The sequence below is a fragment of the Mesorhizobium sp. J8 genome (assembly GCF_016591715.1).
Lineage (GTDB): Bacteria > Pseudomonadota > Alphaproteobacteria > Rhizobiales > Rhizobiaceae > Mesorhizobium.
Genome location: NZ_AP024109.1, coordinates 3,568,044 through 3,592,010, shown reverse-complemented (window position 1 = coordinate 3,592,010; position 23,967 = coordinate 3,568,044). Strand labels below are relative to the sequence as shown.

The following is a 23,967-nucleotide window of genomic DNA, read 5'->3' as shown; positions in this document are numbered from 1 at the left end:
CGTTTCTTCTCACAAAAGGCCGCGTTCGCGCGCTATGCGGGCACGCCGGGTCTCGCGGCGTGGGCGCCGCTCGACCGTTTCGAGCCGCGCCGGCAGTTCGGCCATCACCGCTCGGCGCGTTTCGGGGGTCATCGTGAGCCAGCCGGAAATCTCGTCGCGCGTGCGGCCGCAGCCGAAGCAGAACCCGGTTTTCATATCGATCGAACAGACCAGGATGCAGGGGGATTCGATGGCGGTCATGCTGTTCTCTTGGCTTTATTCCACATGGTGCAACCGCCGGAGCAATGCAAGCCCTCCGCGATGCGTCGCAAGGCGACGCGTTCGCGGCATCGTCAGGCGGTTGTCCCGGCGGGAGAAGGCGGCTATGCCGCTTGCGATTTTCGCAACGAACCGCGACCGACATAAATGCCTGCTCAGCCTTTCGACGATTTCCGAAGCCTCTTGGCGGCCCTGCCGCCGGCCGATGACGCGGCGGGCGGCCGCGTCCGGGCACTGTTCGCCAAAACGGACAAGCCGAAAGGATCGCTGGGACGAATCGAGGACATCGCGGCCTGGATTGCCACCTGGAGCGGGCGCGCACCGCCGGCGATCAATCGGCCGCTGATGGCGATCTTCGCCGGCAATCACGGTGCCGTCAGGCATGGCATTTCGCCGCGGCGCGTTGCCGCGACCGCCGATGAAGTCGAGCTCTGCGCCGCCGGCGGGGCCGCGATCAACCAGGTCTGCATCGCCAACGATCTCGGCCTGAAAGTCTTCGATCTGGCCTTGGATATCCCCACGGGCGACATCACCGAGGAAGCCGCGCTCGATGAGCGCGGCTGCGCCGCGACCATGGCCTTCGGCATGGAGGCGGTCGCCGGCGGCGCCGATCTTCTGTGCCTTGGCGATCTCGGGGTCGGCAATTCGACCATTGCGGCTGCCCTTTGCGCCGCGCTGTTCGGCGGCAAGGGAACGGATTGGGTTGGGCCGGGGTCCGGCGCCGATGCGGCGACGGTGGCGCGAAAAGTCGAGGTTGTCGATCGGGCGCTGGCGTTTCATGGTTCCGGCCTCAGCGATCCTCTCGAGGCTCTGTGCAGGGTCGGCGGGCGCGAATTCGCGGCGATCTGCGGCGCCATTCTGGCGGCGCGCATGGAAAAGATCCCCGTCCTGCTCGACGGGTTCGTGGCGACCGCGGCGGCCGCGGTGTTACATGCGGCCAATCCAGGCTCGCTCGACCATTGCCTGCTTGCCAGCCTGTCGCCGGAGCCCGGCCACGCCAAGGCGGCCGAGCGGCTCGGACTGCGGCCGCTGCTCGATTTCGGCATCAGCCATGGCGAAGGCGTAGGCGCCGCTCTCGCCGCCGGTATCATCAAGGCCGCGGCGTTGACGAGTTCCGGCATGGCGGCGGCTGTCCGCCGTTAAAGGCTCCAAAAGCGCTCTAGCGGCGTCCACGCGTCGCCGCGACAGCCTTGGTCGGCAGGGCCGGCAGTTCCTCCATAACCCGGCTCAGCGGGAAGATGGCGATCGCCTCGGTGCCTTCACGCAGCTTGGAATGAAGCTCGAACTCGCCGCCATGCATGGCGAGCAACCCCTGCACGATCGGCAGGCCGAGGCCGGTTCCCTGTTCGGCGCTCTTGATGGCGATCGAGCCTTGGCCGAAAGCGGAAAGCACGACCGGGATTTCCTCGTCCGGTATGCCCGGGCCGTTGTCCTTGACCGAAATGTACTGGCCGCCGCCGGCGGTCCAGCCGACGCGCACGCGCACTTCGCCGCCGGACGGCGTGAACTTGATCGAATTGGACAGAAGGTTCAGCGTGATCTGCCGGACAGCGCGCTCGTCGGCGAAGAGGCGCGGCAAGGTCTCCTCGAACTCCTGGATGATGCGGATGTCCTTGTTGCGGGCGCGCAACTCCATCATGTGGCAGCAGTCCTCGACGATGGTCACCAGCACGACCGGCTCCTCGTTGAGCTGATAGCGGCCGGCCTCGATGCGCGACAGGTCGAGGATCTCGTTGATCAGGTCGAGCAGGTGCTGGCCGGACTCATGCACGTCATGGGCATAGTCGCGATAGGTCGGATTGTTCATCGGACCCAGCACTTCATTGGCCATCACTTCGGAGAAACCAAGGATGGCGTTGAGCGGCGTCCTGAGCTCGTGGCTCATGGAGGCGAGAAAACGCGATTTCGCCATGTTGGCGTCCTCGGCGCGGCGCCTTGCCTCGTCCGACATCGATTTTGCCGTCTCCACTTCGGCAATCAGCGCGTCCTTCTCCGAGCGGAAGGACAGCACCATCAACGACGCCTGGTTGAGGTGGCGCGCGACGTAGCCGAAGAAGGGAAGTGCTGCGATGAGCAACGCCGCCATCGTGGCTTCGATCGGCGTCCACAGGTGCATGATGGTGTAGACGTAAACGGCAACGGGAATGGCGAAGGTCGCGAACAGGGCGCCGCCAAGCGAGGAGGCCAAGACCGCCGTCATCGCCATGGCGACCAGGATCACCATGGCCTTGGCGACATGGAACTGGTCGACCTGGCATGTGTTGCAACCGATCCAGGCGAACCACGCCCAGCCAAGGCCGCACAGGAAATGGCCGATCAGGAAGTCGCGGCGCGTCTGCGCCGGGTCGAGCTCGGCCGCCTCGGTCCGCTCCACGCGACGCGCCATGAAGGCGACGATCGTGTAGCAAAGCAGCGTCGACAAGGCCCAGATGGTGATCTGGCTGTCCAGGCCCGCCAGCCGGCCGATGGCCGCTACCGCAAGCACCAGAAGGGGGATAGCGACCGCGCTGACCACCATGGTGCGCGCATGCAGCTTCAGCAGTTCACGGTCGAAGTCGAGGCTGCCAGCCTGCTGCGAAAGGCGGTCGCGCGTCTTGCGCACCGCGCGCGCCACATCGCTGTTGCGGTGCGGTTTACGGCGGTCCACAATAAATTTATCCGCTGTGTTCGAGCGTTGCAAAGGCATACAGACTTCAATTTCTGCGCGCAGCGACTGTAAGTTCGTTAAGCTACGTTCGAATGATTAAGAGACTGTTTGCCATATGAGCCGTTTCGGGGCGCGGGGATCGCGCCGACGCTATGCGGCGAGCCCACCGCGCAGCCTCTGGCGCAAGCTGCTGGACTATGGGTTGGCCTTCCTCTTGCTCGGGTTGCTCATGCTGGTGGCGGCGCGGCTCGATCGCTTCGAGACACGCACGGAGCACGGCACGGCAATCGTCAATGACGGCGATTCGATCACGCTCGGGAGCGAACGCATCCGCATGCGCGGCATCGATGCTCCGGAATACCAGCAGAGCTGCCAGAAGGCCGGCGCCGACTATCCCTGCGGCAAGCTGGCGCGGCAGTCGCTGGTGCGGCTGATCGCCGGCAGGCCGGTTTCCTGCAGCGGCTGGCAGCGCGATCGCTACGGCCGGCTGCTCGGCGATTGCAGGGCGGGCGACACCGATCTAAACCGGTCCCAGGTGCAGGCCGGATGGGCGGTTGCCTTCGGCGACTTCGAAACCGAGGAAGCGGTGGCGAGAGCGGCCAAGGCCGGCATCTGGGCAGGAACTTTCGAGGAGCCGCGGCAATGGCGCGACAGCCATCATGACGCGCCGGTCGAGAGAAGGCACGGCATGCTGGCCTCATTCGGCGATGCGTTGCGCGAATTTGTTCGCTTCTGGTGATGGGTGGACCCGCGCCCTATGATCCGGTGGAGAAGCTGGAGGATGGAATGAAGCTGTTCGACGGTGGCCGCGCGCCCAATCCGCGGCGCGTGCGTGTCTTCCTTGCCGAGAAGGGACTGACGGTGCCGCTGGTGCCCGTCGACATGGGCGCGCTGGAACATCGCGGCGCAGAGGTGGCGCAGCGCAATCCGCTGCGCCGCCTGCCGGTGCTCGAGCTCGACGACGGCACCATCATCACCGAATCGATCGCCATCTGCCGCTATTTCGAGGAGTTGCATCCCGAGCCGGCGTTGTTCGGCACGGGCGCGCTCGGCAAGGCAAAGGTCGAGATGTGGCAAAGGCGCATGGAACTGAACCTGATGGCCAGCGTCGCCGCCGCGTTCCGGCACATCCATCCGGCGATGAAGGAATGGGAAGTGCCGCAAATTCCGGAATGGGGAGAGGCCAACAAGCCGAAGGCGATCGAATTCCTGCATCTCCTCGACCGCGAACTGGCGGAGCGCGAGTTCGCCGCCGGCGATGCCTATTCGGTCGCCGACATCACCGGCATGATCGCCATCGATTTCATGAAGCCGGCCCGCATCAAGGTGCCGGAGGAATGCACGAACGTGCTACGCTGGTACGCGGCGTTGACAAGCCGGCCGAGCGCGACGGCCTGAGCGACGGAAATTGGATCATCCGCCCGATATGAGACGAGCGCTGGAGCGCCTTACCGAAAGGGTGCGGGCCTGCCATATCTGCATTGATGAGCCCCGCGGTCGGCCTTTGCCGCATGAGCCGCGGCCGGTGCTGCAGCCGTCCTCGACGGCGCGAATCCTGCTGGCCGGCCAGGCGCCAGGCACCAAGGTGCATCTGTCGGGCATGCCGTTCACCGACGCTTCGGGAGACAGGCTGAGAAACTGGCTCGGTGTCACCTCGCAGGAATTCTACGACACCGAAAAATTCGCCATCGTGCCCATGGGCTTTTGCTTTCCGGGCCAGGATGCCAAGGGTGGCGACCTGCCGCCGCGCCGCGAATGCGCGCCGGCCTGGCGCTCGCAGCTGATGGCGCTGATGCCCCAGATCGATCTGGTGCTCACAATCGGCGGTTATGCGCAGGCATGGCATATGGGCACGACACGGCTGCCGTCGCTGACCGAGACGGTCAGGAACTGGCGCGCCATATGGGATGGACCGTCCATGCCGAAAGTGCTGCCGCTGCCGCATCCGTCATGGCGAAACACCGGCTGGCTGAAGAAGAATCCCTGGTTTGAAATGGATTTGCTGCCCTTCCTGAGGTCGGAAATCCGCTATCGCATTGATTAGGTATCCTGCAAGATATCACTCGCTTTTCCTGCCTTTGGCAGAATTTCTTTCTTGTTAACGGGGCCGATAAAGGGGATTATGGGGAAACTATTCCCCTGGAGCTTCCCATGGATCGCCTCGACAGAAAAATTCTCCGCCTCCTGCAGGAGGACGCGACGCTCGCGGTCGCCGATGTCGCCAAAAAAGTCGGCCTGTCGACCACGCCGTGCTGGCGGCGCATCCAGAAGCTCGAGGAGGAGGGAGTCATCAAGCGGCGCGTCGCCATCCTCGACCATGAGAAGGTCAATGTGCGCGTCACCGTCTTCGTGTCGATCCGCACCAATTCGCACAGCCATGAATGGCTGCGGCGCTTCTCCGAGGTCATCCAGGAGTTCCCGGAAGTGGTCGAATTCTACCGCATGAGCGGCGACGTCGATTACCTGCTGCGCGTGGTGGTGCCCGACATCGCCGCCTACGATGCCTTCTACAAGCGGCTGATCGCGAAGATCGAGATCCGTGACGTCTCGTCGTCCTTCGCCATGGAGCAGATCAAGTACACGACGGAAATTCCGCTCGATTACATGGTGCTGGACAAGGAATCGGGCGCGAACGCGGCGTGACACTGGTTGCGCCGATCGGCCTTAATTCTTCTTTTTGTTCAGGAAATTCCAGGGCGAGTTGACCGGCAGGGTGACTGCGTCCGGCACGCTGTCGACGCTCGCCACCTCGGCCTTTCGCACAGTGTAGCCGGACTGGACGATCGAGACGCCGTCGAGGATGAAGAGCTGGCTTTTCTCCATGCCGGGCCGCAGCACGCCGGTGACGGCGACCGGTTCATAAGCCTCTTTCATCTTGTAGGGATGCGCCGGCATCACCAGCACGATCTGGTTCGGCGGCGGCGTCGGCATGTGGCTGCAGGCGCCGGTCCACGGCACCAGCAGGAACTGGTAGACGAGGTCGCCATCGCGGTCGACCGGCAATGCATAGCCGGCTAATTGTATCGTCTTGTCCTTGAGATCGAGCGACAAGGTCTCGCCGTGGTCGGGCAGTTTTGCCGCGATCATCGGCAGGTTCGCGTCCTCGGCGACGGCCTGCGTTGCCGGGCGCAGGTCCTTCCAGAAGATATGCGTGGTTTCCGCCGAGGCATCGGCTTCGATGGCTGCGAACAGCAGTATGGAGGCTAGCGCCGCGCATGATTTGAACCGCTTGTTCATGATCCCTCCATCCTCCGCCAGCTGATTTCCGGAATCGAGTAAAAGCGTCGTGACCGGCCAGGGCTCAACGGCTGAGCCGCATCACATGCCGGCGCGTGCCGGCGGTTCCGATCTCGTGGAAGCCCCGCGCGGCGAACATGCCGCGAAAACCCATGAAACGATAGCTGGGTGCCGCCTCGTCGACGGGATAGGCCTCTATGACACGCGCGCCCTTGCCGAAGGCATGATCTATCGCTGCATCGAGCAGGGCGGAGGCCAGCCCGCCGCCGCGCAAAGCCCTTGGCACATAGAAGCAGACGATCGACCATATGCCGGTCTCGCTATCGTCCTGCTGCCTTGACAGTTTCCGGTAGGTCTCGCGCGGCGCGACCGAGCACCAGCCGACCGGCTTGCCATCCAGCTCGGCGACGATGCCCACGGGAGTGCCGGCATCGATGAGCCCCATCATCATGCGCTTCTTCTCGTCGTTCTTGATGTGCTCACGGCTGGAGTGGCGCCAGGCCATGCACCAGCAATATTTCGGCGCGCCGGGCTGCTCGAACAGATTTTCGAAACGGCGGCGCGTTTCTTGCGTCACCTCGGTAAAGCAGATGCCGGCAAGGTCAGGTCTTTGCGGCTGCGAGCCTTGCGAGCTGTTTGGCATCCGTCAGTTCCTTCACCGCATCCTTGCCGATCCAGCGCGCCGCCTTGTCCGACGATGCCGCCAGTTTTTCCGCCAGCGCAAGGGCAGGGGCGTGCAGTTTCATCGACCGTTTGCCGATCTGCCGTAACGCCCAGTTGACCGCCTTGCGGACGAAATTGCGCGGATCCTCGGCATGTTTCTCGATCAGCGGCAGATAGGCAAGGAAGGTCGCGTCCGGCTCTTTCTTCAGATGCACCGCGCTCCAGGCCAGCATGGCAAAGGCGGTGCGGCGGACGAATTCGCGGTCGTCTTCGGCGAATTCGTCGATCAGATCGCGCCAGAACGGCGTTTCGGCAAACAGGTCGGCGACGGTGTCGACGATCTCCCAGCTGTCGAAGTCCGCAGCCCAGCGCCGGCACTGAGCGACGACGAGCTTCTTCGGCTCGCCGGTAAAAGCCGCCATCAGCCGCGCTTCGCGAATGCCGCTGTCCCAGAGCTGCAGCGCTCGCTCGTGGTTCTTCTTCAGCTTGCGCGCCAGCGGCCGCAAGTCGGAATTGCCGATGCCGAGCGCGCTGGCCGTGTTGATGCCGAAGCGCGCCATGCCGTACAAGTTCGCCTCGGTGCCGATCGCGCGCAGGTGCGCGACGATGTCGTCGGCGCTCCAGCTTGGATCGGGGAGACGCATCGCCGCCTATTTTTCCAGGCGGGCAAGAAGCGAGGACGTGTCCCAGCGCTTGCCGCCCATGTCCTGCACATCCTTGTAGAACTGGTCGACAAGCGCCGTCACCGGCAGCTTGGCGCCGTTGCGGTTGGCTTCCGCCAGGCAGATGCCGAGATCCTTGCGCATCCAGTCGACGGCGAAGCCGAAATCATATTTGCCGGCATTCATCGTCTTGTGGCGGTTCTCCATCTGCCAGGAGCCGGCTGCCCCCTTCGAGATCACCTCGACCACCTTTTCGATGTCGAGGCCAGCCTTCTTGCCGAAATGAATGCCTTCGGCCAGGCCCTGGACGAGGCCTGCGATGCAGATCTGGTTGATCATCTTTGTGAGTTGGCCGGCGCCGGCCGGCCCCATCAGCCCGACCATGCGGGCGTAAGCGTCGATGACGGGCCTCGCTCTTTCGAAAGCGGCCTCATCGCCGCCGACCATGACGGTCAGCACGCCGTTCTCGGCGCCGGCCTGGCCCCCGGACACCGGCGCGTCGAGAAAGGAGAAGCCCGCTTTGCGCGCGGCGTCGTCCAGCTCGCGTGCGACCTCGGCCGACGCGGTGGTGTTGTCGATGAAGACGGAACCCTTCTTCATCGCCGCGAAAGCGCCGCTCGGGCCGGTGGTCACCGAACGCAGATCGTCGTCATTGCCGACGCAGGAGAAGACGAAATCCTTGCCCTCGGCAGCCTCTGCCGGCGTCAGCGCCAGTTTGCCGCCATGCTGGGTCACCCATTGCTCGGCCTTTGCCTTGGTGCGGTTATAGACGGTGACGTCGTGGCCGCCCTTGTTCCTGAGGTGCCCCGCCATCGGGTAGCCCATGACGCCAAGACCGAGAAATGCAACCGATGCCATAGACCTGCCTTCCAACAAAACACGGTTTCCAGTGGCCGAAGGTCTAGGCCATGCGAAAAATTCGTCAAGGCGCGCGGCGCCGTATCGACTGGTGCAGGCCTGAACGATCTGATCTAGCGATGCAGGTGGATGGTGATGCGGCGCTCGATCCATTCGACGCCGTGGCGCAGGATCTCGACCATCACCAGGTAGACGATCGCCACCCAGATATAGGCCTGGATGTCGAAGGATTTCGCGTAGGCGAGCTTGGCGTTGCCCATCAGGTCGTAGACGGTGATGATGGCGACGATCGCCGAGGCTTTGATCATCAGGATGAGCTCGTTGCCGTAGGGCCTGAGCGCGACGATGATCGCCTGAGGCAGCACCACCTTGCGCAGGGTCTGCAGTTTGTGCAGGCCGAGCGAGGCGGCGCCTTCCCATTGGCCGCGCGGCACGCTTTCGATGGCGCCGCGCAGGATTTCGGCCTGATAGGCGGCGGTGTTGAGCGAAAAGGCAAAGACGCCGCAGTAGAAGGCTTCGCGGAAGAACCACCACAACCCGACCGTCTCCAGCTCGGGCCGGAACGAGCCGATGCCGTAATAGACCAGATAGGTCTGCACCAGCAGCGGCGTGCCGCGGAAGAAATAGACGTAGCAATAGGCAAGCCCGGACAGGATCGGGTTCGTCGACATGCGGCCATAGGCTACCGGAAGCGACAGGATGGCGCCAAGGACCATCGAGATCGCCACCAGCGACAGGGTGGTTCCCAGGCCTTGAAGATAGGCCGGCGCGTATCTGGCGAAGAACTCGGGATTCCAGGCATAGACCAGGTAGGCCACGATGCCGGCGCCGAACAGAATCCAGATGCCGACCAGCGCGTAGCCGAGGATGCGGGCCCGCGGCCAGCCGCGCGCTTGCGGCGGCGGCTTGTCTATGGCGATCGCCTGGCTGATGCTCATCGCGCTTGCCTCCGCCCGAGATAGCGCAGGATGTAGCTCGTGGCGATCGACGACAGGACGGCCAAGGCCAGGAAGATCAGCGCCGCGACGCTGTAGAACAGGAAGGAATGCTTGGTGACGCGCGCCGCGACACCGGACTGGCGCAAGGTCTCGGCGAGATTGACCACCGAGACCAGCGAGGTGTCCTTGAGCAGGCTCAGCCAGCAATTCTCGAGACCCGGAAAGGCGATGCGTATCAGCTGCGGCAGGATCACCAGCCGCATCGTCTGCCATTTCGACAGGCCGATGGCGTAGCCGCCCTCGTATTGGCCTTTCGGAATGGCGCGGAACGCGGAGAGGAAGACCTCGCTGGCGTAGGAGGAGAAGATCAGCGACAGCACGATCATGCCGGCGACGAAGCTGTTGACGTCGATGGTGGCATTCGGATTGAACAGCCGCACCACATACTGCAACAGAAGCGGCATGCCGAAAAAGAACAGGAACAGCGTCACCAGTTCCGGCAGGCCGCGAAAGACCGTGGTGTAGATGTTGCCGGCGAGCCTGAGCGACGGCTCTTCATGCTGCTTGGCGAAGGCGACGAAAAAGCCGATCACCAGGCCGATCGGCAATGTGGCGAGCGCCAATGCAATGGTGACCAGAACGCCAGACGCAATGTCGTCACTCCAGCCGTCCGGTCCCCAGCTGAGAAGTGTCCAAATGCTTTGGGCCGGCATTGACGGGTCGTGTCTCCGTGGCGATCCCGGGAGAAGAGAAGGGCGGCGAGGGGTGCCTCACCGCCCTGGCTAACGTATCAGGATTCGGCGCCGTAGACGTCGAACTTGAAGTACTTGTCGTTGATTTCCTTGTACTTTCCGTTCTTGCGGATGGCGTCGATCGCGGCGTTCAGCTTGTTGACCAGATCGGTCTCGCCCTTGCGCACGGCGATGCCGGCGCCCGGTCCGAAGATTTCGACCGGCTGCGGCGAGGGCTGGCCGAGGATCTTGCAGCAGGCGCCGTCCGGCGAATCCAGCCATTGCTGCAGCACGACGATGTCGTCCTCGATGGCGTCGAGACGGCCATTGGCGAGGTCTGCCTGTTCCTCGGGGCTGCTCGGATAACCCTTGATCGTGCTGTCCGTGTAGGTCTTCGAGGCATAGTTGTAGTGCGTGGTCGTGGTGGCGACGCCGATGGTCTTGCCGGCGAGGTCTGCCTTGGTCACGCCTTTGAGCGGCGAATCCTTCGGCACGGCGATGGCCGAGGGGGTGTTGTAGTATTTGTGGGTGAAGTCGACTTTTTCCTGGCGCTCGGGCGTGATCGACATCGAGGCGACGATGGCGTCGAACTTGCCGGCCTGGAGCGCCGGGATGATGCCGTCCCAGTCCTGCGCGACGAATGTGCACTTCACCTTCATCTCGTCGCAGAGAGCCTTGGCGATATCGATGTCGAAGCCGACCAGCTGGCCGTCCGATGTCAGGTTGTTGAAGGGCGGGTACGCGCCTTCGGTGCCGATCCTCAGGGTCTTTTCCTGAGCCTGGGCGACGCCAAGTGTCAGCAGCGCGGCCGAAGCGGCAAGCGCGATACGCAGTGCAATACGCATGATAATCCTCTCATATTGTCATGGCCGCTGTCCCGTGCGGCTCTTGTGGGCGTAGCTTCTTTACCGCCCGCTGAGGCGGATACTCCCACTCTTTCCAAGAAAAAAGCAACTGCAAATCAACGGCAAACGACAATCGGGATGTGCCGCTGCGTTACTTGGTTTCAGCAACGAGACCTGTGCTGCGCTCGATAAAGTCGGCTATCGATTTGCTGTCGTCGAGATCGAAAACCGGCAGGTCTTCGCCTTCGACTGTAAAGTCTGCGGCGACCGCGACGATATTGGGGTCATTGGCCGAAAGCGGCGTCCGGTCCTTGGCTTCGAGCCGCCTTGCCTCGATCTTCTTGTGCGCTTCGCGCTTGTAGCCTTCGACCAGCACGATGTCCGAGGGCGACAGCCGCGCCAGGATATCGTCCAGCGTCGGTTCATCCTCGTTCCGCAATTCGTGCATCAGCGCCCAGCGCCGGCCGGAAACGATGGCAACCTCGGTGGCGCCAGCCTGCCGATGGCGGAAGCTGTCGGCGCCCGGCTTGTCGATGTCGAAGTCATGGTGGGCGTGCTTCACGGTCGAAACCGTCCAGCCGCGCGCAACCAGCTCGGTGACGAGCTTTTCCGTCAGGGTCGTCTTGCCGGAGTTCTTCCAGCCGGTGATGCCGAATACGCGTCTCATGGCCTGAGGATTTGCAACAGACGCTCCGCCGCCGCAAGGTCGTCCGGCGTATTGACGTTGAAGAACGGGTCGATCTTTTGGTCGCCGGCCGCGATCATGGGGAACTCGACCTCGACATGGCCCTGGCGCTCCATGAAGGCCGAAACCCGCCGGTTGTCCTCGTCGACCAGGAAACGACGCAAGGCATCGCGCAGGCCGAGCGGCCAGAGCGCGAAGGTCGGATGCCATCTGCCGTCCGAGCTGGCGACGGCGATCGCGCTTGGACGGTCGCGGGTGGCGGCCGCGAGGCGCTCGACGAGGTCGTCGGGGAAGAACGGCGTGTCGCCGGCGGCGCTCATCAGCCAAAGACAGCCTGTTTGCTTTTCCGCCCATTCGAGGGCGGCGAGGATGCCCGCCAGCGGCCCGGCATGGCCCGGCACCGTGTCTTCGATCACCGGCAGGTCCATGCCGGCAAACCGCGCCGGATCGCCGTTCGCGTTGAGCCCCAGGGTCGCGACCTGCGGCCTCAATCGCGCTGCGACATGATCGATCAGCCTGGCTTTGCCCAATGAAAGCAGCGGCTTGTCGCCGCCGCCCATCCGGCGCGCCTGGCCTCCCGCCAGAATGATCCCCGCAACATTTCGGTCCATCGGCCTATATGCCGTCCGGCGCCATGTCGGGTCCAGCGCTTTCGGCGGCAGGTTGCTGCCTGCCGACGACGCGCTCGCGGTAGAGCGCATAGAGGCCTGAGCCGATGATGATGGCGGCGCCGGCGATCATGGGAAGGTCGGGGACGTCGCCGAAAATGACGAGGCCGAGCAGGATCGACCAGAGCAGGGCGGTGTAGCGGAAAGGCGCGATGAAGGAGATGTCACCCGAGCGCATCGCCATGATGATGAACTGATAGCCGATGAGCACCAGCACTGCCGCGAGCGCCAGAAGCGCGGTCGACCGGCCGCTCATCGGCGTCCAACCACCCATCGGCGACAAGAGCAGCGCGCCCAGCGCGGTCATGGCGAGCGCGGTCGCCGTCGACACCAGAAGCGTCGGGATCGATTCCGGAATGCGCTTGGTGGAGAGGTCGCGCACCGCGCAGCAGGCGACACTGGCCAGTGCAACCAGCGAATAGACGCTGAACCCTTCGAACCCCGGCCGTACGATGATCAGCACGCCGACAAAGCCGGCGGCGATCGCGGTCCAGCGCCGCCAGCCGACGCCTTCGCCGAACACCAAGGCCGCGCCCATGGTCACCGCCAGCGGCAGCGCCTGCATGACGGCCGAGACATTGCCGATCGGCAGATGCGCAAGCGCGACCAGGAACGACACCGTGGCGCCGGCCTCGCCGGCGACACGCATGGCCACCATCGGCTGCAGCATCGCGGCCGGATTGGCAAGCGCGCCGCGCCGCCAGGCGAGCAGGCCGACGAAGAGGGTCGCAAAGACGCCGCGCACCAGCATGACCTGCGCCATGTTCATCGACTCGGAGGAGAATTTGGTGATCGCGTCGTTCAAGGTGAAGCCGACCATGGCCACGATCATGAACAGCGCGCCGCGCAGATTTGGCGAGAGGGGCAAAGGCGTTTCCGGATTCTATTTGGATCGAACCTGTAGCAGGCCGGCGGAAACAGCAACGCCTAAAGAAATGGGCCACGAATTTCTGCGCGGCCCGTGAGATCGATTTGCCGAAATCCCGAAGACCTACTTCGGCGTCAGCACTTCGGTGCCGTTGCCGTTCTGACCGGCGATGGTCCATAGTCCATGCAGGGAGCCGTCCTTCTCGATCTTGTAGACGACGAGACCGACTTCCTTGCCCATCGCGTAGCCGGCGGAAAACGCATTGTCGTTACGCATGCAGATGCCGTCCGAGGTCGAGCCGCCGGTTTCCCAGTGGATCGTGCAGGTCGTGTCGCTGGTCAGCGTGATGGTTGCCTCGCCGCCATATTTCGAGCCGTCGAAATTAGTGCCGGCGACCGTGTAGGTACCGCCGATCGACTGAGCCGCGGCCGGCATGGAGGCAACCCCAAGCATTGCAAGTGAAAGCATGAATGTGCGCATGTGCACTCCCCCTAGAGCGAAATCGCGCTTGAAGGCTAGGCCCGAAAAGGCCGGTGGTAAATCGGCCGGAAGGCCGTGTAGATGGTTTATTTCGAGTGTGGCCCGGACGCCTCGTGCAGGCTCGCGGCGATGGCGCCGACCAGCGGGTCGTATTTCGCCTTGAGCGCCGCGGGATACTCGATGAAGACGGTATGGATGACGTCCTCCTGGCCGAACACGGACCGCTGATAGAAGATCTTGTCGCCCTTCGTGCCCGACAGAACCGCCCAGTTCTTGCCGGCCTTGCCGTAGGTGACTTTTTCTCCTGGCTCGGGGCTGGCTTTTTCGTTCTCGACGAGGGTCTTGGGCGTGTCATCGAGTACATTGTAGCCGCCGTAGCAAGCCACGCTGGCGCCGTCGGCGCTTTGCCATTCCAGGCCATCGCCGTTTTCCGGCTCAGGCATGCGCTTGTTGAAAATCTGGTCCGGGAACGTGCACACGGTGCCGAACCGCGCGTTGACATAAGTAAACGGCTTGGCCAGTGCCGTTGTCGTCAAGTTCGTCAACAAGAACAGAAGCGCGCAAAACAAGCTGATGCGACGAAGATGCTGCATGATGCCCCCTGGTCGATGACCAAGGACGATCCTGCACCAAATCGTGAAAAAAATCAGCCGCCGGTGACGCTCATATGCCGCGATACCGAAGGACGGCTGGTGCGGCGGTCGATGATGAAATCATGGCCCTTGGGCTTGCGGCCGATGGCCTCGTCGATGGCCGCCTCGAGCAGCTCATTGCCCTCGGAGGCGCGCAACGGCGCCCTAAGGTCGGCGGCGTCCTCCTGGCCGAGGCACATATACAGGGTGCCCGTGCAGGTCAGCCGCACGCGGTTGCAGCTCTCGCAGAAATTATGCGTCATCGGCGTGATGAAGCCGAGCCGGCCGCCGGTCTCCGAGACATGGACATAGCGGGCAGGGCCGCCGGTCTTGTAAGGAATGTCGGAGAGCGTGAACTGGCGCTCCAGCGAGGCGCGCAGCAGCGACAACGGCAGATACTGGTCGGTTCGGTCGGCCTCGATCTCGCCCATCGGCATGGTCTCGATGAGAGTGAGGTCCATGCCGCGGCCATGCGCCCAGCGCATCAGCTCGGGAATCTCGGCGTCGTTGAAATCGCGTAGCGCGACCGCATTGAGCTTGATCTTCAACCCTGCCTTCTGCGCGGCGTCGATGCCTTCCATGACCTTGCCGAGATTGCCCCAGCGCGTGATCTGGTGGAACTTTTCGGCATCCAGCGTGTCAAGCGAGACGTTAATGCGCTTGACACCGCAATCGGCGAGTTCGGCGGCAAAGCGCGAAAGCTGCGAGCCGTTGGTGGTCAGCGTCAATTCGTCCAGCGCACCGCTGTCCAGATGCCGCGAAAGCTGACGCACCAGATGCATGATGTTCTTGCGCACCAGCGGCTCCCCGCCGGTCAGCCGCAGCTTCTTCACGCCTTTCTCGATGAAAACGGTGCAGAGCCGGTCGAGCTCTTCCAAGGACAGCAGATCCTTCTTCGGCAGGAAGGTCATGTCCTCGGCCATGCAATAGGTGCAGCGGAAATCGCAGCGGTCGGTGACCGATACGCGCAGATAGCTGATCGTGCGACCGAAGGGGTCGATCATGTCCATTGCAAGCGTTTCCCGTGGCCTGAGCGGCGCCGTTATATACGGCTATGTGATACGATCGGGCGCCGCATTCAAGATAGAAGGTCTTGATCTTTGGTAACATTCCCCGACCGACATCGCGTGTCGGCTGGCCTCAAGTGGCTTTCCGGATCGCGCGAAGCGGCGTAGGGAAGGGCGCAAGCAGAGCATGATGCCGAAAGTGTGAAGCGGTTTTTTCGGAAGACATCATGCTCTTCTCTTTGACTTGGAGACGGATTCAGATTTCAGGTCGATTCGACCTGAAATCATCCGTCTTTCGACCTGAAATCATCCGTCTCTAGACAGGACCAGTCATGACCGCGCCAAAGGAACTCAGGGTCTCGAAGGACCGCAAGCTCTTGACTGTGACCTTTCCCGGCCACCACCCCTTCGAATTGCCGGCGGAGTTCCTGCGTGTGGTTTCGCCGTCGGCGGAAGTGCAAGGCCATTCGCCGGAGCAGCGGGTGACGGTCCCCGGCAAGCGCAATGTCGCGATCCTCAAGATCGAGCCGGTCGGCAATTATGCGGTGCGCATCACTTTCGACGATTTCCACGACACCGGCATCTTCACCTGGAACTATCTGCATACGCTCGGCCATGAAAAGGAAGAGCGTTGGAACGCCTATCTTGCCGAGTTGGCCGAGAAGGGGCTGAGCCGGGACCGTTAGCCTGGCGCCTGGCAGTCCGATATCGGCAGCCGGCTGTCGTCAAGGCGTCATGCACATAGGGTAGCGCCGGCAAAAGGTCAGGAGGGGAAGAAGATGTCGCGCATCACATCCGTCGAACAGCTCGAGGCGCTTTACGGGCTGCCGGGCGAGGCTTCGGTCGTCAAGGAACTCGACCATGTGATTCCTGAATATGCCGCCTTCATCGAGGCCTCGCCCTTCGTGGCGCTGGCGACCAGCGGACCCGAGGGACTCGACTGCTCGCCGCGCGGCGATCTCGCCGGCTTCGTGCGCATCGTCGACGACAAGACGCTGATGATGCCCGATAGGCGCGGCAACAACCGCGCTGATTCGCTGAAGAACATCATTCGCGATCCGCGCGTCGGGCTGCTCTTCCTGGTGCCGGGCTCGGGCACCACGCTGCGCGTCAACGGCCGTGCTCATATCACGACCGATACCGGACTTTGCGCGTCCTTCACGGTGGACGGCAAGCCGGCCCGCTCAGTCACCGTCGTCGATGTCGACACGGTCTACTTCCAGTGTGCCCGCGCCATCGTGCGCTCGGACCTCTGGAACCCGGCCAGGCATGTCGACCCGAAGTCTTTGCCAACGCCCGGCCAGATCCTCGAGGTCACCAGCCGCAAGAACATCGACGGCCAGAAGTACGACCAGGAATGGCCGGAAAGAGCAAAGAAGACGATGTGGTGACAGGTGCGCCGATAGTTCGGTGAGGCCGGCCTGCAAATGGCGGGTTCCTGCGCTTCGGGTGCGCACGTAACTTGAGTACGCTCCGCTCCGGTTCTCGGAGCCCACCCAGTTTGGTCGCTTCGCGCCCGTCTCCGACTCGGCCTGACCGAAATCTCAGCGCACCTGAGCCAAGTCTTGGCAAACCTATGCTCAGGCTTCCTTCAGCACGTCGGCGATCTTGCGCATCTGCTCGCCGATCATGTCGCACTGTTCCGGCGTCGACTGGCTCATCGCCTTCTCGATCAGCGCCATATGGACCTTCAGCGCCTCCATCAGCAGGGCCTCGCCCGCCTCGGTGAGGTTCAGCCGCAGGACGCGCTTGTCCTTCTCGTCGCCCTCGCGCCGCACCAGTCCGCGCGTCTCAAGCTGCGGCAACAGCATGGTGACATTGGAGCGCCCGACCAAGAGTTTTCGGGCAAGATCGTGCTGCGACATGCCGGGGTGGCGGTAGAGGTTCATCAGCACGTCGAGCTGCGCCGGCTTGAGGTCGAGCGGGCCGAGCTTCACGGCAAGCGTGCGCTCCAGCACGTGGCAGGCGCGCGCCACCGCAACCCAGTTGCGAAAGCGAGGATTGTCCCAGGGCAGCTCTTGCTTAATGTTCATGTTTGAACTATTATGTTCATGTTTGAACGAATGGATGGACTGCCAATATGGCATCATTTGGAATGAAGGTCATCCGGGGCGTTTTCGGCGCGGCCGAGCATGTTGCGCCGCGTCTCAGCGGCCGCGCCGCGTTCGAATTGTTTTGCCGGACGCCCAGCGTCAAGGCCTTGAGCGACGGCGAGCGCCGGGCCGTCGAACGCGCTTCAGGCTTCATGGCCGAGGCGCGCCATCACCGGCTGAAGACCAGGACCGATTGTGTCGCGGTGCATGAATTCCGGCCGGAGCCGGGCAGGGAACCGCGCGGCACCGTGCTCGTCATCCATGGCTGGCGCTCGCGCACCGAATATATGCGCGCTTTGATCGAAGGGTTTCGCGGCGCCGGCTACAAGGTCGTCTCGCTCGATTTGCCAGGGCATGGCCATTCGCTTGGCCGCCATCTCAACATGGTGAATGCGGTTGAGGCGGTGCGTGTCACAGGCGAGTGGTTCGGTCCTTTCACCGCCGTCGTCGGCCATTCCTTCGGCGGCGCGATTGCCGCCAACGCCGTCGCGGCCTCGGTCAAGGGCATGCCGCCGCTCAAGGCGCAGAAGCTCGTGCTGATTGCCGCGCCGAGCTCGCTCCCTGCGATCTTCGACGATTTCAGCGACATGATGAATGTCGGGCCGCGCTCTCGCATTGCCATGGCGGACAGAGTGAAGCACCTTTCCGGGCGGCCGCTCAGTGAATTCACCGGCGATCGCCAGCTTGCGGAGGCGCCGGTGCCGACGCTGATCATCCACGCGCCCGACGATCGCGAGGTCCATGCCGATCATGCGAAGCGTTACGCGGGCGCCGGCAAACATGTCCACCTGCACTGGGCCGACGGGCTCGGCCACCGGCGGATTCTCGCCGACAGGGATGTCGTTGCGCGCGCGGTGGGTTTCGTGACCGGGCAGCGCGAATCGACTCTGCACTAGGGACGCGCCGCGCCCCGTTCCTTGCTGCTATGGCCAAGGCGCGGCTCCGTTCCGGCCAGCAGCCGCTGGATGTTGGCGCGGTGGCGCAAGATCACGTAGAGGCTGCCCCCGATCACCAGCAAGCGATAGGGCAATGGTTGCTCCAAGCCGCAGACAAGCGCGACTGCCGTCAGCGCCCCCAGCATCGAGCTGAGGGAAACGATCCGGAAAAGCGCCAGCGTGACGGCAAATGCCGTCACGGCACCCAATCCTACGGGCCATGACATGGCCAGCAGCACGCCCAATCCTGTCGCCGCGGATTTTCCGCCCGTGAAATTCAACCAGACCGAGCGGCCGTGCCCAAGCAACACGGCGAGTCCGGCAAGGCATACGGCCCAAGACACCCAGATTTGAAGTTCAAGCGGGGTCGCTGGCGCGATGGACGATATCGTGTAGCACCAGGGATAAAACCAGCGGGCAAAGACGATCGCCGCCACGCCTTTCAGTATATCGACCAGCAGCACCGCCAGCGCGGGCCATTTTCCCAGGGTTCTGAGCACATTGGTCGCGCCGGTCGATTTGGAGCCGTGCTCGCGGATGTCGATGTCCTTGAGCAGTCTGCCGGCCAGGTACCCGGAAGGCGTCGAACCGAGGAGATAGGCGATCGCCAATCCAACCGCGCTCGCTATCCAGAAAATCATCGGGTCGGTCCCGGGTGTTGCTGGGGCTGTGATCAGTCCGCCTTCTTTTTCTGTCCCGGCTCTACCGGCAGGCCGGCCGCCTTCCAGGCGGTGTAGCCGCCGAGGATGTGCTTGACCGGCGTCAGGCCCATGTCCTGCGCCGTCTTGGCGGCTAGGGCCGAGCGCCAGCCGCCGGCGCAGAAGAAGACGAAGGTCTTGCCGCTTGCGAAGAACGGCTTGTGGTAGGGGCTTTCGGGATCGATCCAGAATTCCAGCATGCCGCGCGTCACATTCTTGGCGCCGGGTATCTTGCCGTCGCGCTCGATCTCGCGTGGGTCGCGCAAATCGATGAAGATCGTCCCGTCATCCTCCAGCAGCCCCGCTGCCTCCTCCGGCGACACGACCTCGATCTCGGCATTCGCCTCGTCGAGAAGCTGGCGATACCCTTTCTTCACGGCAAACCCTCCCGGCCACGTTTTCTGCAGCCGCCGGAATTTCGATCACAAAGCCCGGCGTTTGTCACGGGGTCAGGTGCTGGCCTCGGCCATCGTCCGCCATGCCGCCATGGCGCCGGCAACGGTCGCCATGAGGGCGGCATGGGTTGCGCCGTCGCGCGCCTGGATCGACATGCCATGCTGCACGGTGGCGAAGAAGGTGGCCGCGGCCTGGCAATCGAAATCGGCAGGCAGTTCGCCCTCCGCCACCGCCCGGTCCAGGCGCGCTTGAAGCGCCTTCTGATTTTCGGCGCGGCGGCGGCGCAGATCCTCGCAGATCAGCCCTTGTGTCGAATCCTGATGCAAGGCTCCGAGGGCGATGAGGCACCCCTGCGGTCGGTCGGTCTGTGAATAGGCCCGGGCGGTCTGCGTCAGGAACCCCTCGATCGCGAGCCGCGCCGTCGGGGCCTCTTCCAGCGTCGACCAGATATCGGTGCCTTCGCTGCGCGTGTAGAGGTCGGTCGCCTCGAGGAAGAGCGCTTCCTTGCTGCCGAAGGCGGCGTAGAGGCTGGGCGAATTGATGCCCATGGCCGCAGTCAGATCGCTGAGCGACGCGCCCTCGTAGCCCTTGGCCCAGAAAACCTCCATCGCCCGGCGCAAGGCGGCGGCTCGATCAAAGCTTCGCGGGCGACCCCTTTCCGACATGGTGTCCTTTCGTTCGATTTCTGTGTTGATCGATACATAATTTACTTGACGGCACCCGGCAAGCTTTGGCAGCTATTTGTGTATCGATCGTTACATAAAGGAGAATCCGATGTCTTCAAACCCGTTGCGCGGCAAGGCTGCATTCGTCACCGGCGGCAGCCGCGGTATCGGCGCGGCTATCGCGAAAAGACTCGCGCGCGACGGCGCGAGCGTCGCGTTGACCTACGTGAATGGTGAAGCGCAGGCGCGAGCGGTGGTCGATGAAATCGACGCGGCCGGTGGGCGCGCGATCGCCATCAAGGCCGACGGGCGCGATGCCCAGGCGATCGAGAGCGCCGTCGACCACGCGATGGATGCGTTCGGGCGGCTCGACATCCTGGTCAACAGCGCCGGCATCTGGCGTGCCGCGCCGATCGACGCCTTGTCGCTCGCCGATTTCGACGAGAGCATGGAGGTCAATCTCAGAGCGCCTTTCGTCGCCTCCAAGGCCGCCGCGCGGCATATGGCGGATGGCGGCAGGATCATCTCGATCGGCAGCAATCTGGCCGAACGCGTGACGGATGCGGGTCTCAGCGCCTATTCGACCAGCAAGGCGGCGCTGGTCGGACTGACGAAGGCTTTGGCGCGCGACCTCGGCCCGCGCGGCATCACCGCCAACATCGTTCATCCAGGCTCCACCGACACCGACATGAATCCGGCCGACGGGCCCCATGCGGAGCACCAGCGCCGGAAGATGGCGACGCCGCGCTTCGGCGAGGCAGAGGAGATCGCGGGAATGGTGGCCTGGTTGGCGAGCCCTGAAGGACGCTTCGTCACGGGGGCATCGCTGACCATCGATGGCGGCGCCAACGCCTGATTGTTTCGACACCTTTGCGAGTGCGTGGGGCCCGGAGCGATCGCCGCTTCGGGTCTCACGATGATGTGAAACCGTTCTGCAACACGGCTCCGGAAATTTATGGAAGCTTAACGAAATCAGTATGAATCGGTATAGTCACGTCATACATCCGCCATGCGGAGGGCGGGACCGTCCAGCGGCGCGGAACGGGAACCGGTCTCAACCGGTGCGGGTGAAGCATGAAAATCCTCGGGAACAAAAAGGCCGTCCTGCCGATCGCGATTGCGGCGACGCTTGCCCTCGGGCAGCAGCCGGCAAGCGCGCAAGGGCTGTTCGACATGCTGTTCGGCGGCGGCATCCGGCACAACCCGCAAGGCGAATTTCCGCCACCGCCCAAGCCGCGCAAGATTCGGCCGAGCGTCCCAGCCGGAGAGGGTGGTGGCGCCAGGATCAGCAGCCCGACTTACAACACCTACAGGGCCGACAAGCTTGTGCGGGTCGATTTCAAGGCGCTGCTGCCGGCGCCGCAGCCGGCGACCGCGCAGGACGCCGCCTTTGTCCCGTCGGTGACGAGCAACAGCTTCCGCGATGCCGTCGCAGGCTTGAGCGACTACGAGCTGTTCGCCGAGCCCGACATCGCCAAGGCGCTGGTCGCCTATTATTCGGCCAATCCGGATTTCATCTGGGTGAGCGACAACGCCCCCAACAGCAGGGCGCAAGACGCGCTGCGTGTGCTTGGCGAGGCGGCGAGTTTCGGTCTGACGCCGGCCGACTACTCCGTCGATGTTCCGGCTGCCGCCAGTTCCGCCACACCGGAAGAGCGGACCAAGGAACTGGCGCGCTTCGAGATGGCGCTGTCGGCGCGCGTGCTGCGCTATGCGCATGATGCCCAGAGCGGCCGCGTCGACCCCAACCGGATGACCGGTTACTACGATTTCCCAGCCAAGCCCTTCGATCTGGAAGGCGCGCTGAAGACACTGGCGCATACCCAGGAGGTCCGCACTTATCTCGAATCGCGGCACCCGCAGAATGCCGAATACCAGGCGCTGCGCGTCGAACTGGAAACGCTCGAGGCCAGCGAGGAAAACGAGATCGTCGTCGATCCCAAATTGCTGCTCAAGCCCGGCGAGAGCAGTCCCGAACTGCCGAAGTTGCTGACGCTGATTTCGCGCAATCTCGACGATGAGATGGGCGGCAATTACGGCGAGGTGCTCGCCAGGCTTGGCAAGAGCGAGCTCTACGATCCCGAGCTGGTGCCGGTGATCAAGGCCGTGCAGCAGCGCGCCGGCATGAAGGGCGATGGAGTCATCGGCCCTCGCACCGTTGCTTCGCTGGCCGGCACGTCGAAGGCCGACAAGATCGAGAAGGTCAAGGTGGCGCTCGAGGAACTGCGCTGGATGCCGTCGGATCTCGGCAGCCCGCGCGTCTTCATCAACCAGCCGGCCTTCACCGCCAGCTATATCGACAATGGCGAGGAGAAGCTGAAGACCCGCGCGGTCATCGGCCGGGTCACCAACCAGACCGCCTTCTTCTACAACCAGATCAAGCAGGTCGACTTCCATCCCTATTGGGGCGTGCCGCAGTCGATCATCGTCAATGAGATGCTGCCGAGGCTGCGCAGCGATCCGGGCTATCTCGACCGTGCCGGCTACGAGGTGACGGACGCACGCGGCAAGCGCATTCCCTCCTCGGAGGTCGATTGGGGTGCATATGGCGCTAAAATCCCCTTCAGCGTGCGTCAGCAGCCGAGCGAAGCGAATGCCCTGGGTGAATTGAAGATCCTCTTCCCCAACAAGCATGCCATCTACATGCACGACACGCCGCAGAAGTCGTTCTTCGCACGCGACATGCGCGCGCTCAGCCATGGCTGTGTCCGTTTGCAGGACCCGCGCGGCATGGCCGCCGCCGTGCTCGGCACAACGGTCGATGATATCGCCGAGAAGCTGAAGCACGGCCATTCCACCGAGAATGTCACGCGCGTCATCCCGGTCTATGTCGCCTATTTCACCGCATGGCCGGACATGTCGGGCAAAGTCGAGTATTTCGACGACGTCTATGACCGCGATTCCAAGCTGATACAGGCGCTGGACGCGACCGAAGCGGTGCGCACGCCGTCAAGCTGAGCGCTGGATCAACGGCCGGCGAAAACCGGCGTCGCGTCCGGCGATCAACCAGTAGACCAGGCCGGCCACCAGGCCGGCGGCGGCGATAATGCCCATATCGGCCCAGCGTTCCGGGTCATCGGCAGTGTCGGGCCAGATCAGCATGAAACCGGCAGCCGCGGCGGCGGCGCCGAAAACCATGTGCAGCCAAAAGTTTCGTAGCGAGAAGAACTCGGCGATCAGGGCAAGGACCAGCGTCTGCATCCCCGTCAGGATGATCGTCAGGAAATAGACGAACATGCCGAGCGGTGGAACAACCAGCACGGCGACCGGCGTGAACTCCATAAGCCCGAAATAAGCCGGCGCATTGGGCAGCGAACTCAATACCGCGTAGATCACCACCACGGCGATCAATCCGACGAGCACAGCGACCAGATAGCCGACAAGCACCATCAGGATGCGCTTCAGGACGTAGCCGATCATTGCCATGCACCCCCGTGCCCGCAATCATGACGGGCAGTCAGCCACCAAAGTTTTATCGATGCAAGCCTGGTCCGCCGTACCGGGTTTTCGCGCGCGGCGAAGGAGTGTTGAACACCAAGGCACAGAGGCGGGACACCGGAGGGCAGAGGGCTTATATGCTCGCGGGACGCTGAGGCGCAGCCTATTTGGGTTCGCCGCTCACGGGGTCGTAGGTGATTTGGACCTTGGCCTTGTCCGTGGTGTAGTAGGTGATGGTGTAGCCGTCGCTATCCCAATCGACTTCCTTCACATAGCGGAAGTCGGTGCGGTGCTCGACCTTGGCGACGATTTCCGAGAGCTTCTTGGCATTCTGCGGGGGTAGTGCCTTGTCGTCCGCCGCGAAGGCCGGTCCGCCGGCCAGGAAGACCGCGATACCGGTTGCCAAAACAACAGTGCGCATGAGAGCCCTCAAATCTCGTGTTGGCAGATGCGGTCAGAAACTCGCACCTGGGCAGGTTGGTTCCGCAACGTAAGAATAACGCCTCCCGAAGCTCCGCCTCGATGCGGCCAACCCATGTCTGCCGGTAACCAATTCAGGTATC

Annotated in this window: 31 protein-coding genes; 10 read left to right on the top strand and 21 right to left on the bottom strand. The window is 63.4% G+C overall.

What is annotated here, in order from left to right:
• Positions 1 to 9 precede the first annotated feature (9 nt).
• Entirely contained in the window at positions 10 to 240 is a 231-nt protein-coding gene (locus tag MJ8_RS17255) for a DUF1289 domain-containing protein (RefSeq protein ID WP_201410045.1), read from the bottom strand.
• A 165-nt stretch (positions 241 to 405) separates the two neighbouring features.
• Between MJ8_RS17255 and MJ8_RS17250 the strand changes: the two genes are divergently transcribed.
• Complete coding sequence (locus MJ8_RS17250; RefSeq protein ID WP_201410044.1) at positions 406 to 1,401, top strand: nicotinate-nucleotide--dimethylbenzimidazole phosphoribosyltransferase; 996 nt, start codon at positions 406 to 408, stop codon at positions 1,399 to 1,401.
• A 16-nt stretch (positions 1,402 to 1,417) separates the two neighbouring features.
• Here MJ8_RS17250 and MJ8_RS17245 read toward each other — a convergent pair whose 3' ends face one another.
• Entirely contained in the window at positions 1,418 to 2,944 is a 1,527-nt protein-coding gene (locus MJ8_RS17245) for a sensor histidine kinase (RefSeq protein WP_201410043.1), read from the bottom strand.
• Positions 2,945 to 3,020: 76 nt separating this feature from the next.
• On the opposite strand from MJ8_RS17245, the gene MJ8_RS17240 reads away from it, so the two are divergent.
• From MJ8_RS17240 to MJ8_RS17225, 4 genes are all read left to right on the top strand, one after another.
• Positions 3,021 to 3,644: a thermonuclease family protein gene (locus MJ8_RS17240; protein ID WP_201410042.1), complete on the top strand. Its 624-nt coding sequence runs from the start codon at positions 3,021 to 3,023 to the stop codon at positions 3,642 to 3,644.
• A gap of 47 nt (positions 3,645 to 3,691) precedes the next feature.
• Positions 3,692 to 4,303: a glutathione S-transferase gene (locus MJ8_RS17235; RefSeq protein WP_201410041.1), complete on the top strand. Its 612-nt coding sequence runs from the start codon at positions 3,692 to 3,694 to the stop codon at positions 4,301 to 4,303.
• Between the two features lie 28 nt (positions 4,304 to 4,331).
• Positions 4,332 to 4,949: a uracil-DNA glycosylase family protein gene (locus MJ8_RS17230; protein WP_201410040.1), complete on the top strand. Its 618-nt coding sequence runs from the start codon at positions 4,332 to 4,334 to the stop codon at positions 4,947 to 4,949.
• A 107-nt stretch (positions 4,950 to 5,056) separates the two neighbouring features.
• Positions 5,057 to 5,548 (top strand): Lrp/AsnC family transcriptional regulator, encoded by a 492-nt coding sequence (locus MJ8_RS17225; protein WP_006205209.1) that lies wholly within the window; start codon positions 5,057 to 5,059, stop codon positions 5,546 to 5,548.
• A 21-nt stretch (positions 5,549 to 5,569) separates the two neighbouring features.
• Here MJ8_RS17225 and MJ8_RS17220 read toward each other — a convergent pair whose 3' ends face one another.
• The 13 genes from MJ8_RS17220 to moaA all read right to left on the bottom strand — a co-directional run bounded on the left by MJ8_RS17220 (position 5,570) and on the right by moaA (position 15,182).
• Positions 5,570 to 6,142 carry a DUF3299 domain-containing protein gene (locus tag MJ8_RS17220; protein WP_201410039.1) on the bottom strand — a complete coding sequence of 191 codons (573 nt, stop codon included), beginning with the start codon at positions 6,140 to 6,142 and terminating at the stop codon, positions 5,570 to 5,572.
• Positions 6,143 to 6,206: 64 nt separating this feature from the next.
• Positions 6,207 to 6,785: a GNAT family N-acetyltransferase gene (locus MJ8_RS17215; protein ID WP_201410038.1), complete on the bottom strand. Its 579-nt coding sequence runs from the start codon at positions 6,783 to 6,785 to the stop codon at positions 6,207 to 6,209.
• On the bottom strand, positions 6,745 to 7,449 hold the full coding sequence (locus tag MJ8_RS17210) for a DNA alkylation repair protein (protein ID WP_201410037.1): 705 nt from the start codon (positions 7,447 to 7,449) through the stop codon (positions 6,745 to 6,747). Before MJ8_RS17210 ends, MJ8_RS17215 begins: the two co-directional genes overlap by 41 nt.
• 6 nt (positions 7,450 to 7,455) lie before the next feature.
• The gene (locus tag MJ8_RS17205; protein ID WP_201410036.1) at positions 7,456 to 8,325 is read right to left on the bottom strand and encodes an NAD(P)-dependent oxidoreductase; all 870 of its coding nucleotides are present in this window, start codon (positions 8,323 to 8,325) and stop codon (positions 7,456 to 7,458) included.
• Positions 8,326 to 8,438: 113 nt separating this feature from the next.
• Positions 8,439 to 9,263 carry an ABC transporter permease gene (locus MJ8_RS17200; protein ID WP_201410035.1) on the bottom strand — a complete coding sequence of 275 codons (825 nt, stop codon included), beginning with the start codon at positions 9,261 to 9,263 and terminating at the stop codon, positions 8,439 to 8,441.
• Positions 9,260 to 9,976, bottom strand: coding sequence for an ABC transporter permease (locus MJ8_RS17195; protein WP_201410034.1), 717 nt, complete (start codon positions 9,974 to 9,976; stop codon positions 9,260 to 9,262). Before MJ8_RS17195 ends, MJ8_RS17200 begins: the two co-directional genes overlap by 4 nt.
• 77 nt (positions 9,977 to 10,053) lie before the next feature.
• Positions 10,054 to 10,839 (bottom strand): ABC transporter substrate-binding protein, encoded by a 786-nt coding sequence (locus MJ8_RS17190; RefSeq protein ID WP_140750079.1) that lies wholly within the window; start codon positions 10,837 to 10,839, stop codon positions 10,054 to 10,056.
• A 151-nt stretch (positions 10,840 to 10,990) separates the two neighbouring features.
• Positions 10,991 to 11,506 (bottom strand): molybdopterin-guanine dinucleotide biosynthesis protein B, encoded by a 516-nt coding sequence (gene mobB, locus MJ8_RS17185; protein ID WP_201410033.1) that lies wholly within the window; start codon positions 11,504 to 11,506, stop codon positions 10,991 to 10,993.
• Positions 11,503 to 12,135 carry a molybdenum cofactor guanylyltransferase MobA gene (gene mobA, locus MJ8_RS17180; protein WP_201410032.1) on the bottom strand — a complete coding sequence of 211 codons (633 nt, stop codon included), beginning with the start codon at positions 12,133 to 12,135 and terminating at the stop codon, positions 11,503 to 11,505. Before mobA ends, mobB begins: the two co-directional genes overlap by 4 nt.
• 4 nt (positions 12,136 to 12,139) lie before the next feature.
• A complete protein-coding gene (locus tag MJ8_RS17175) occupies positions 12,140 to 13,060 on the bottom strand; it encodes a DMT family transporter (protein WP_201410031.1) in 921 nt (306 codons plus the stop codon).
• A 123-nt stretch (positions 13,061 to 13,183) separates the two neighbouring features.
• On the bottom strand, positions 13,184 to 13,540 hold the full coding sequence (locus MJ8_RS17170) for a hypothetical protein (RefSeq protein ID WP_201410030.1): 357 nt from the start codon (positions 13,538 to 13,540) through the stop codon (positions 13,184 to 13,186).
• Positions 13,541 to 13,626: 86 nt separating this feature from the next.
• Complete coding sequence (locus MJ8_RS17165) at positions 13,627 to 14,133, bottom strand: hypothetical protein (RefSeq protein WP_201410029.1); 507 nt, start codon at positions 14,131 to 14,133, stop codon at positions 13,627 to 13,629.
• Between the two features lie 53 nt (positions 14,134 to 14,186).
• Entirely contained in the window at positions 14,187 to 15,182 is a 996-nt protein-coding gene (gene moaA, locus MJ8_RS17160) for a GTP 3',8-cyclase MoaA (protein ID WP_201410028.1), read from the bottom strand.
• Positions 15,183 to 15,511: 329 nt separating this feature from the next.
• Here moaA and MJ8_RS17155 point away from each other — a divergent pair, with 329 nt between their 5' ends.
• Both MJ8_RS17155 and MJ8_RS17150 read left to right on the top strand, forming a co-directional pair.
• Positions 15,512 to 15,865 (top strand): gamma-butyrobetaine hydroxylase-like domain-containing protein, encoded by a 354-nt coding sequence (locus MJ8_RS17155; RefSeq protein WP_201410027.1) that lies wholly within the window; start codon positions 15,512 to 15,514, stop codon positions 15,863 to 15,865.
• 93 nt (positions 15,866 to 15,958) lie between these two features.
• A complete protein-coding gene (locus MJ8_RS17150; protein WP_201410026.1) occupies positions 15,959 to 16,570 on the top strand; it encodes a pyridoxamine 5'-phosphate oxidase family protein in 612 nt (203 codons plus the stop codon).
• A 189-nt stretch (positions 16,571 to 16,759) separates the two neighbouring features.
• Here the strand turns inward: MJ8_RS17150 and MJ8_RS17145 are convergent, their stop codons facing one another.
• Complete coding sequence (locus MJ8_RS17145; protein ID WP_201410025.1) at positions 16,760 to 17,212, bottom strand: MarR family winged helix-turn-helix transcriptional regulator; 453 nt, start codon at positions 17,210 to 17,212, stop codon at positions 16,760 to 16,762.
• 47 nt (positions 17,213 to 17,259) lie between these two features.
• Here MJ8_RS17145 and MJ8_RS17140 point away from each other — a divergent pair, with 47 nt between their 5' ends.
• Positions 17,260 to 18,168, top strand: a complete 909-nt coding sequence (locus MJ8_RS17140; protein ID WP_201410024.1) for an alpha/beta hydrolase — start codon at positions 17,260 to 17,262, stop codon at positions 18,166 to 18,168.
• Here the strand turns inward: MJ8_RS17140 and plsY are convergent.
• The 3 genes from plsY to MJ8_RS17125 form a co-directional block, all read right to left on the bottom strand.
• A complete protein-coding gene (gene plsY, locus MJ8_RS17135) occupies positions 18,165 to 18,848 on the bottom strand; it encodes a glycerol-3-phosphate 1-O-acyltransferase PlsY (protein ID WP_201410023.1) in 684 nt (227 codons plus the stop codon). The genes MJ8_RS17140 and plsY overlap by 4 nt on opposite strands.
• Positions 18,849 to 18,880: 32 nt before the next feature.
• Entirely contained in the window at positions 18,881 to 19,282 is a 402-nt protein-coding gene (locus MJ8_RS17130) for a rhodanese-like domain-containing protein (protein WP_201410022.1), read from the bottom strand.
• Between the two features lie 72 nt (positions 19,283 to 19,354).
• Positions 19,355 to 19,966, bottom strand: a complete 612-nt coding sequence (locus tag MJ8_RS17125) for a TetR/AcrR family transcriptional regulator (protein ID WP_201410021.1) — start codon at positions 19,964 to 19,966, stop codon at positions 19,355 to 19,357.
• 109 nt (positions 19,967 to 20,075) lie between these two features.
• On the opposite strand from MJ8_RS17125, the gene MJ8_RS17120 reads away from it, so the two are divergent.
• Both MJ8_RS17120 and MJ8_RS17115 read left to right on the top strand, forming a co-directional pair.
• Complete coding sequence (locus MJ8_RS17120; protein WP_201410020.1) at positions 20,076 to 20,822, top strand: 3-oxoacyl-ACP reductase family protein; 747 nt, start codon at positions 20,076 to 20,078, stop codon at positions 20,820 to 20,822.
• A gap of 218 nt (positions 20,823 to 21,040) precedes the next feature.
• Positions 21,041 to 22,924 carry a L,D-transpeptidase family protein gene (locus MJ8_RS17115; protein ID WP_201410019.1) on the top strand — a complete coding sequence of 628 codons (1,884 nt, stop codon included), beginning with the start codon at positions 21,041 to 21,043 and terminating at the stop codon, positions 22,922 to 22,924.
• On the opposite strand, the gene MJ8_RS17110 is transcribed toward MJ8_RS17115, so the two are convergent.
• Positions 22,916 to 23,386 carry a hypothetical protein gene (locus MJ8_RS17110; protein WP_412177064.1) on the bottom strand — a complete coding sequence of 157 codons (471 nt, stop codon included), beginning with the start codon at positions 23,384 to 23,386 and terminating at the stop codon, positions 22,916 to 22,918. The genes MJ8_RS17115 and MJ8_RS17110 overlap by 9 nt on opposite strands.
• Before the next feature lie 181 nt (positions 23,387 to 23,567).
• On the bottom strand, positions 23,568 to 23,825 hold the full coding sequence (locus MJ8_RS17105; RefSeq protein ID WP_201410017.1) for a PepSY domain-containing protein: 258 nt from the start codon (positions 23,823 to 23,825) through the stop codon (positions 23,568 to 23,570).
• Positions 23,826 to 23,967: the final 142 nt, after the last annotated feature.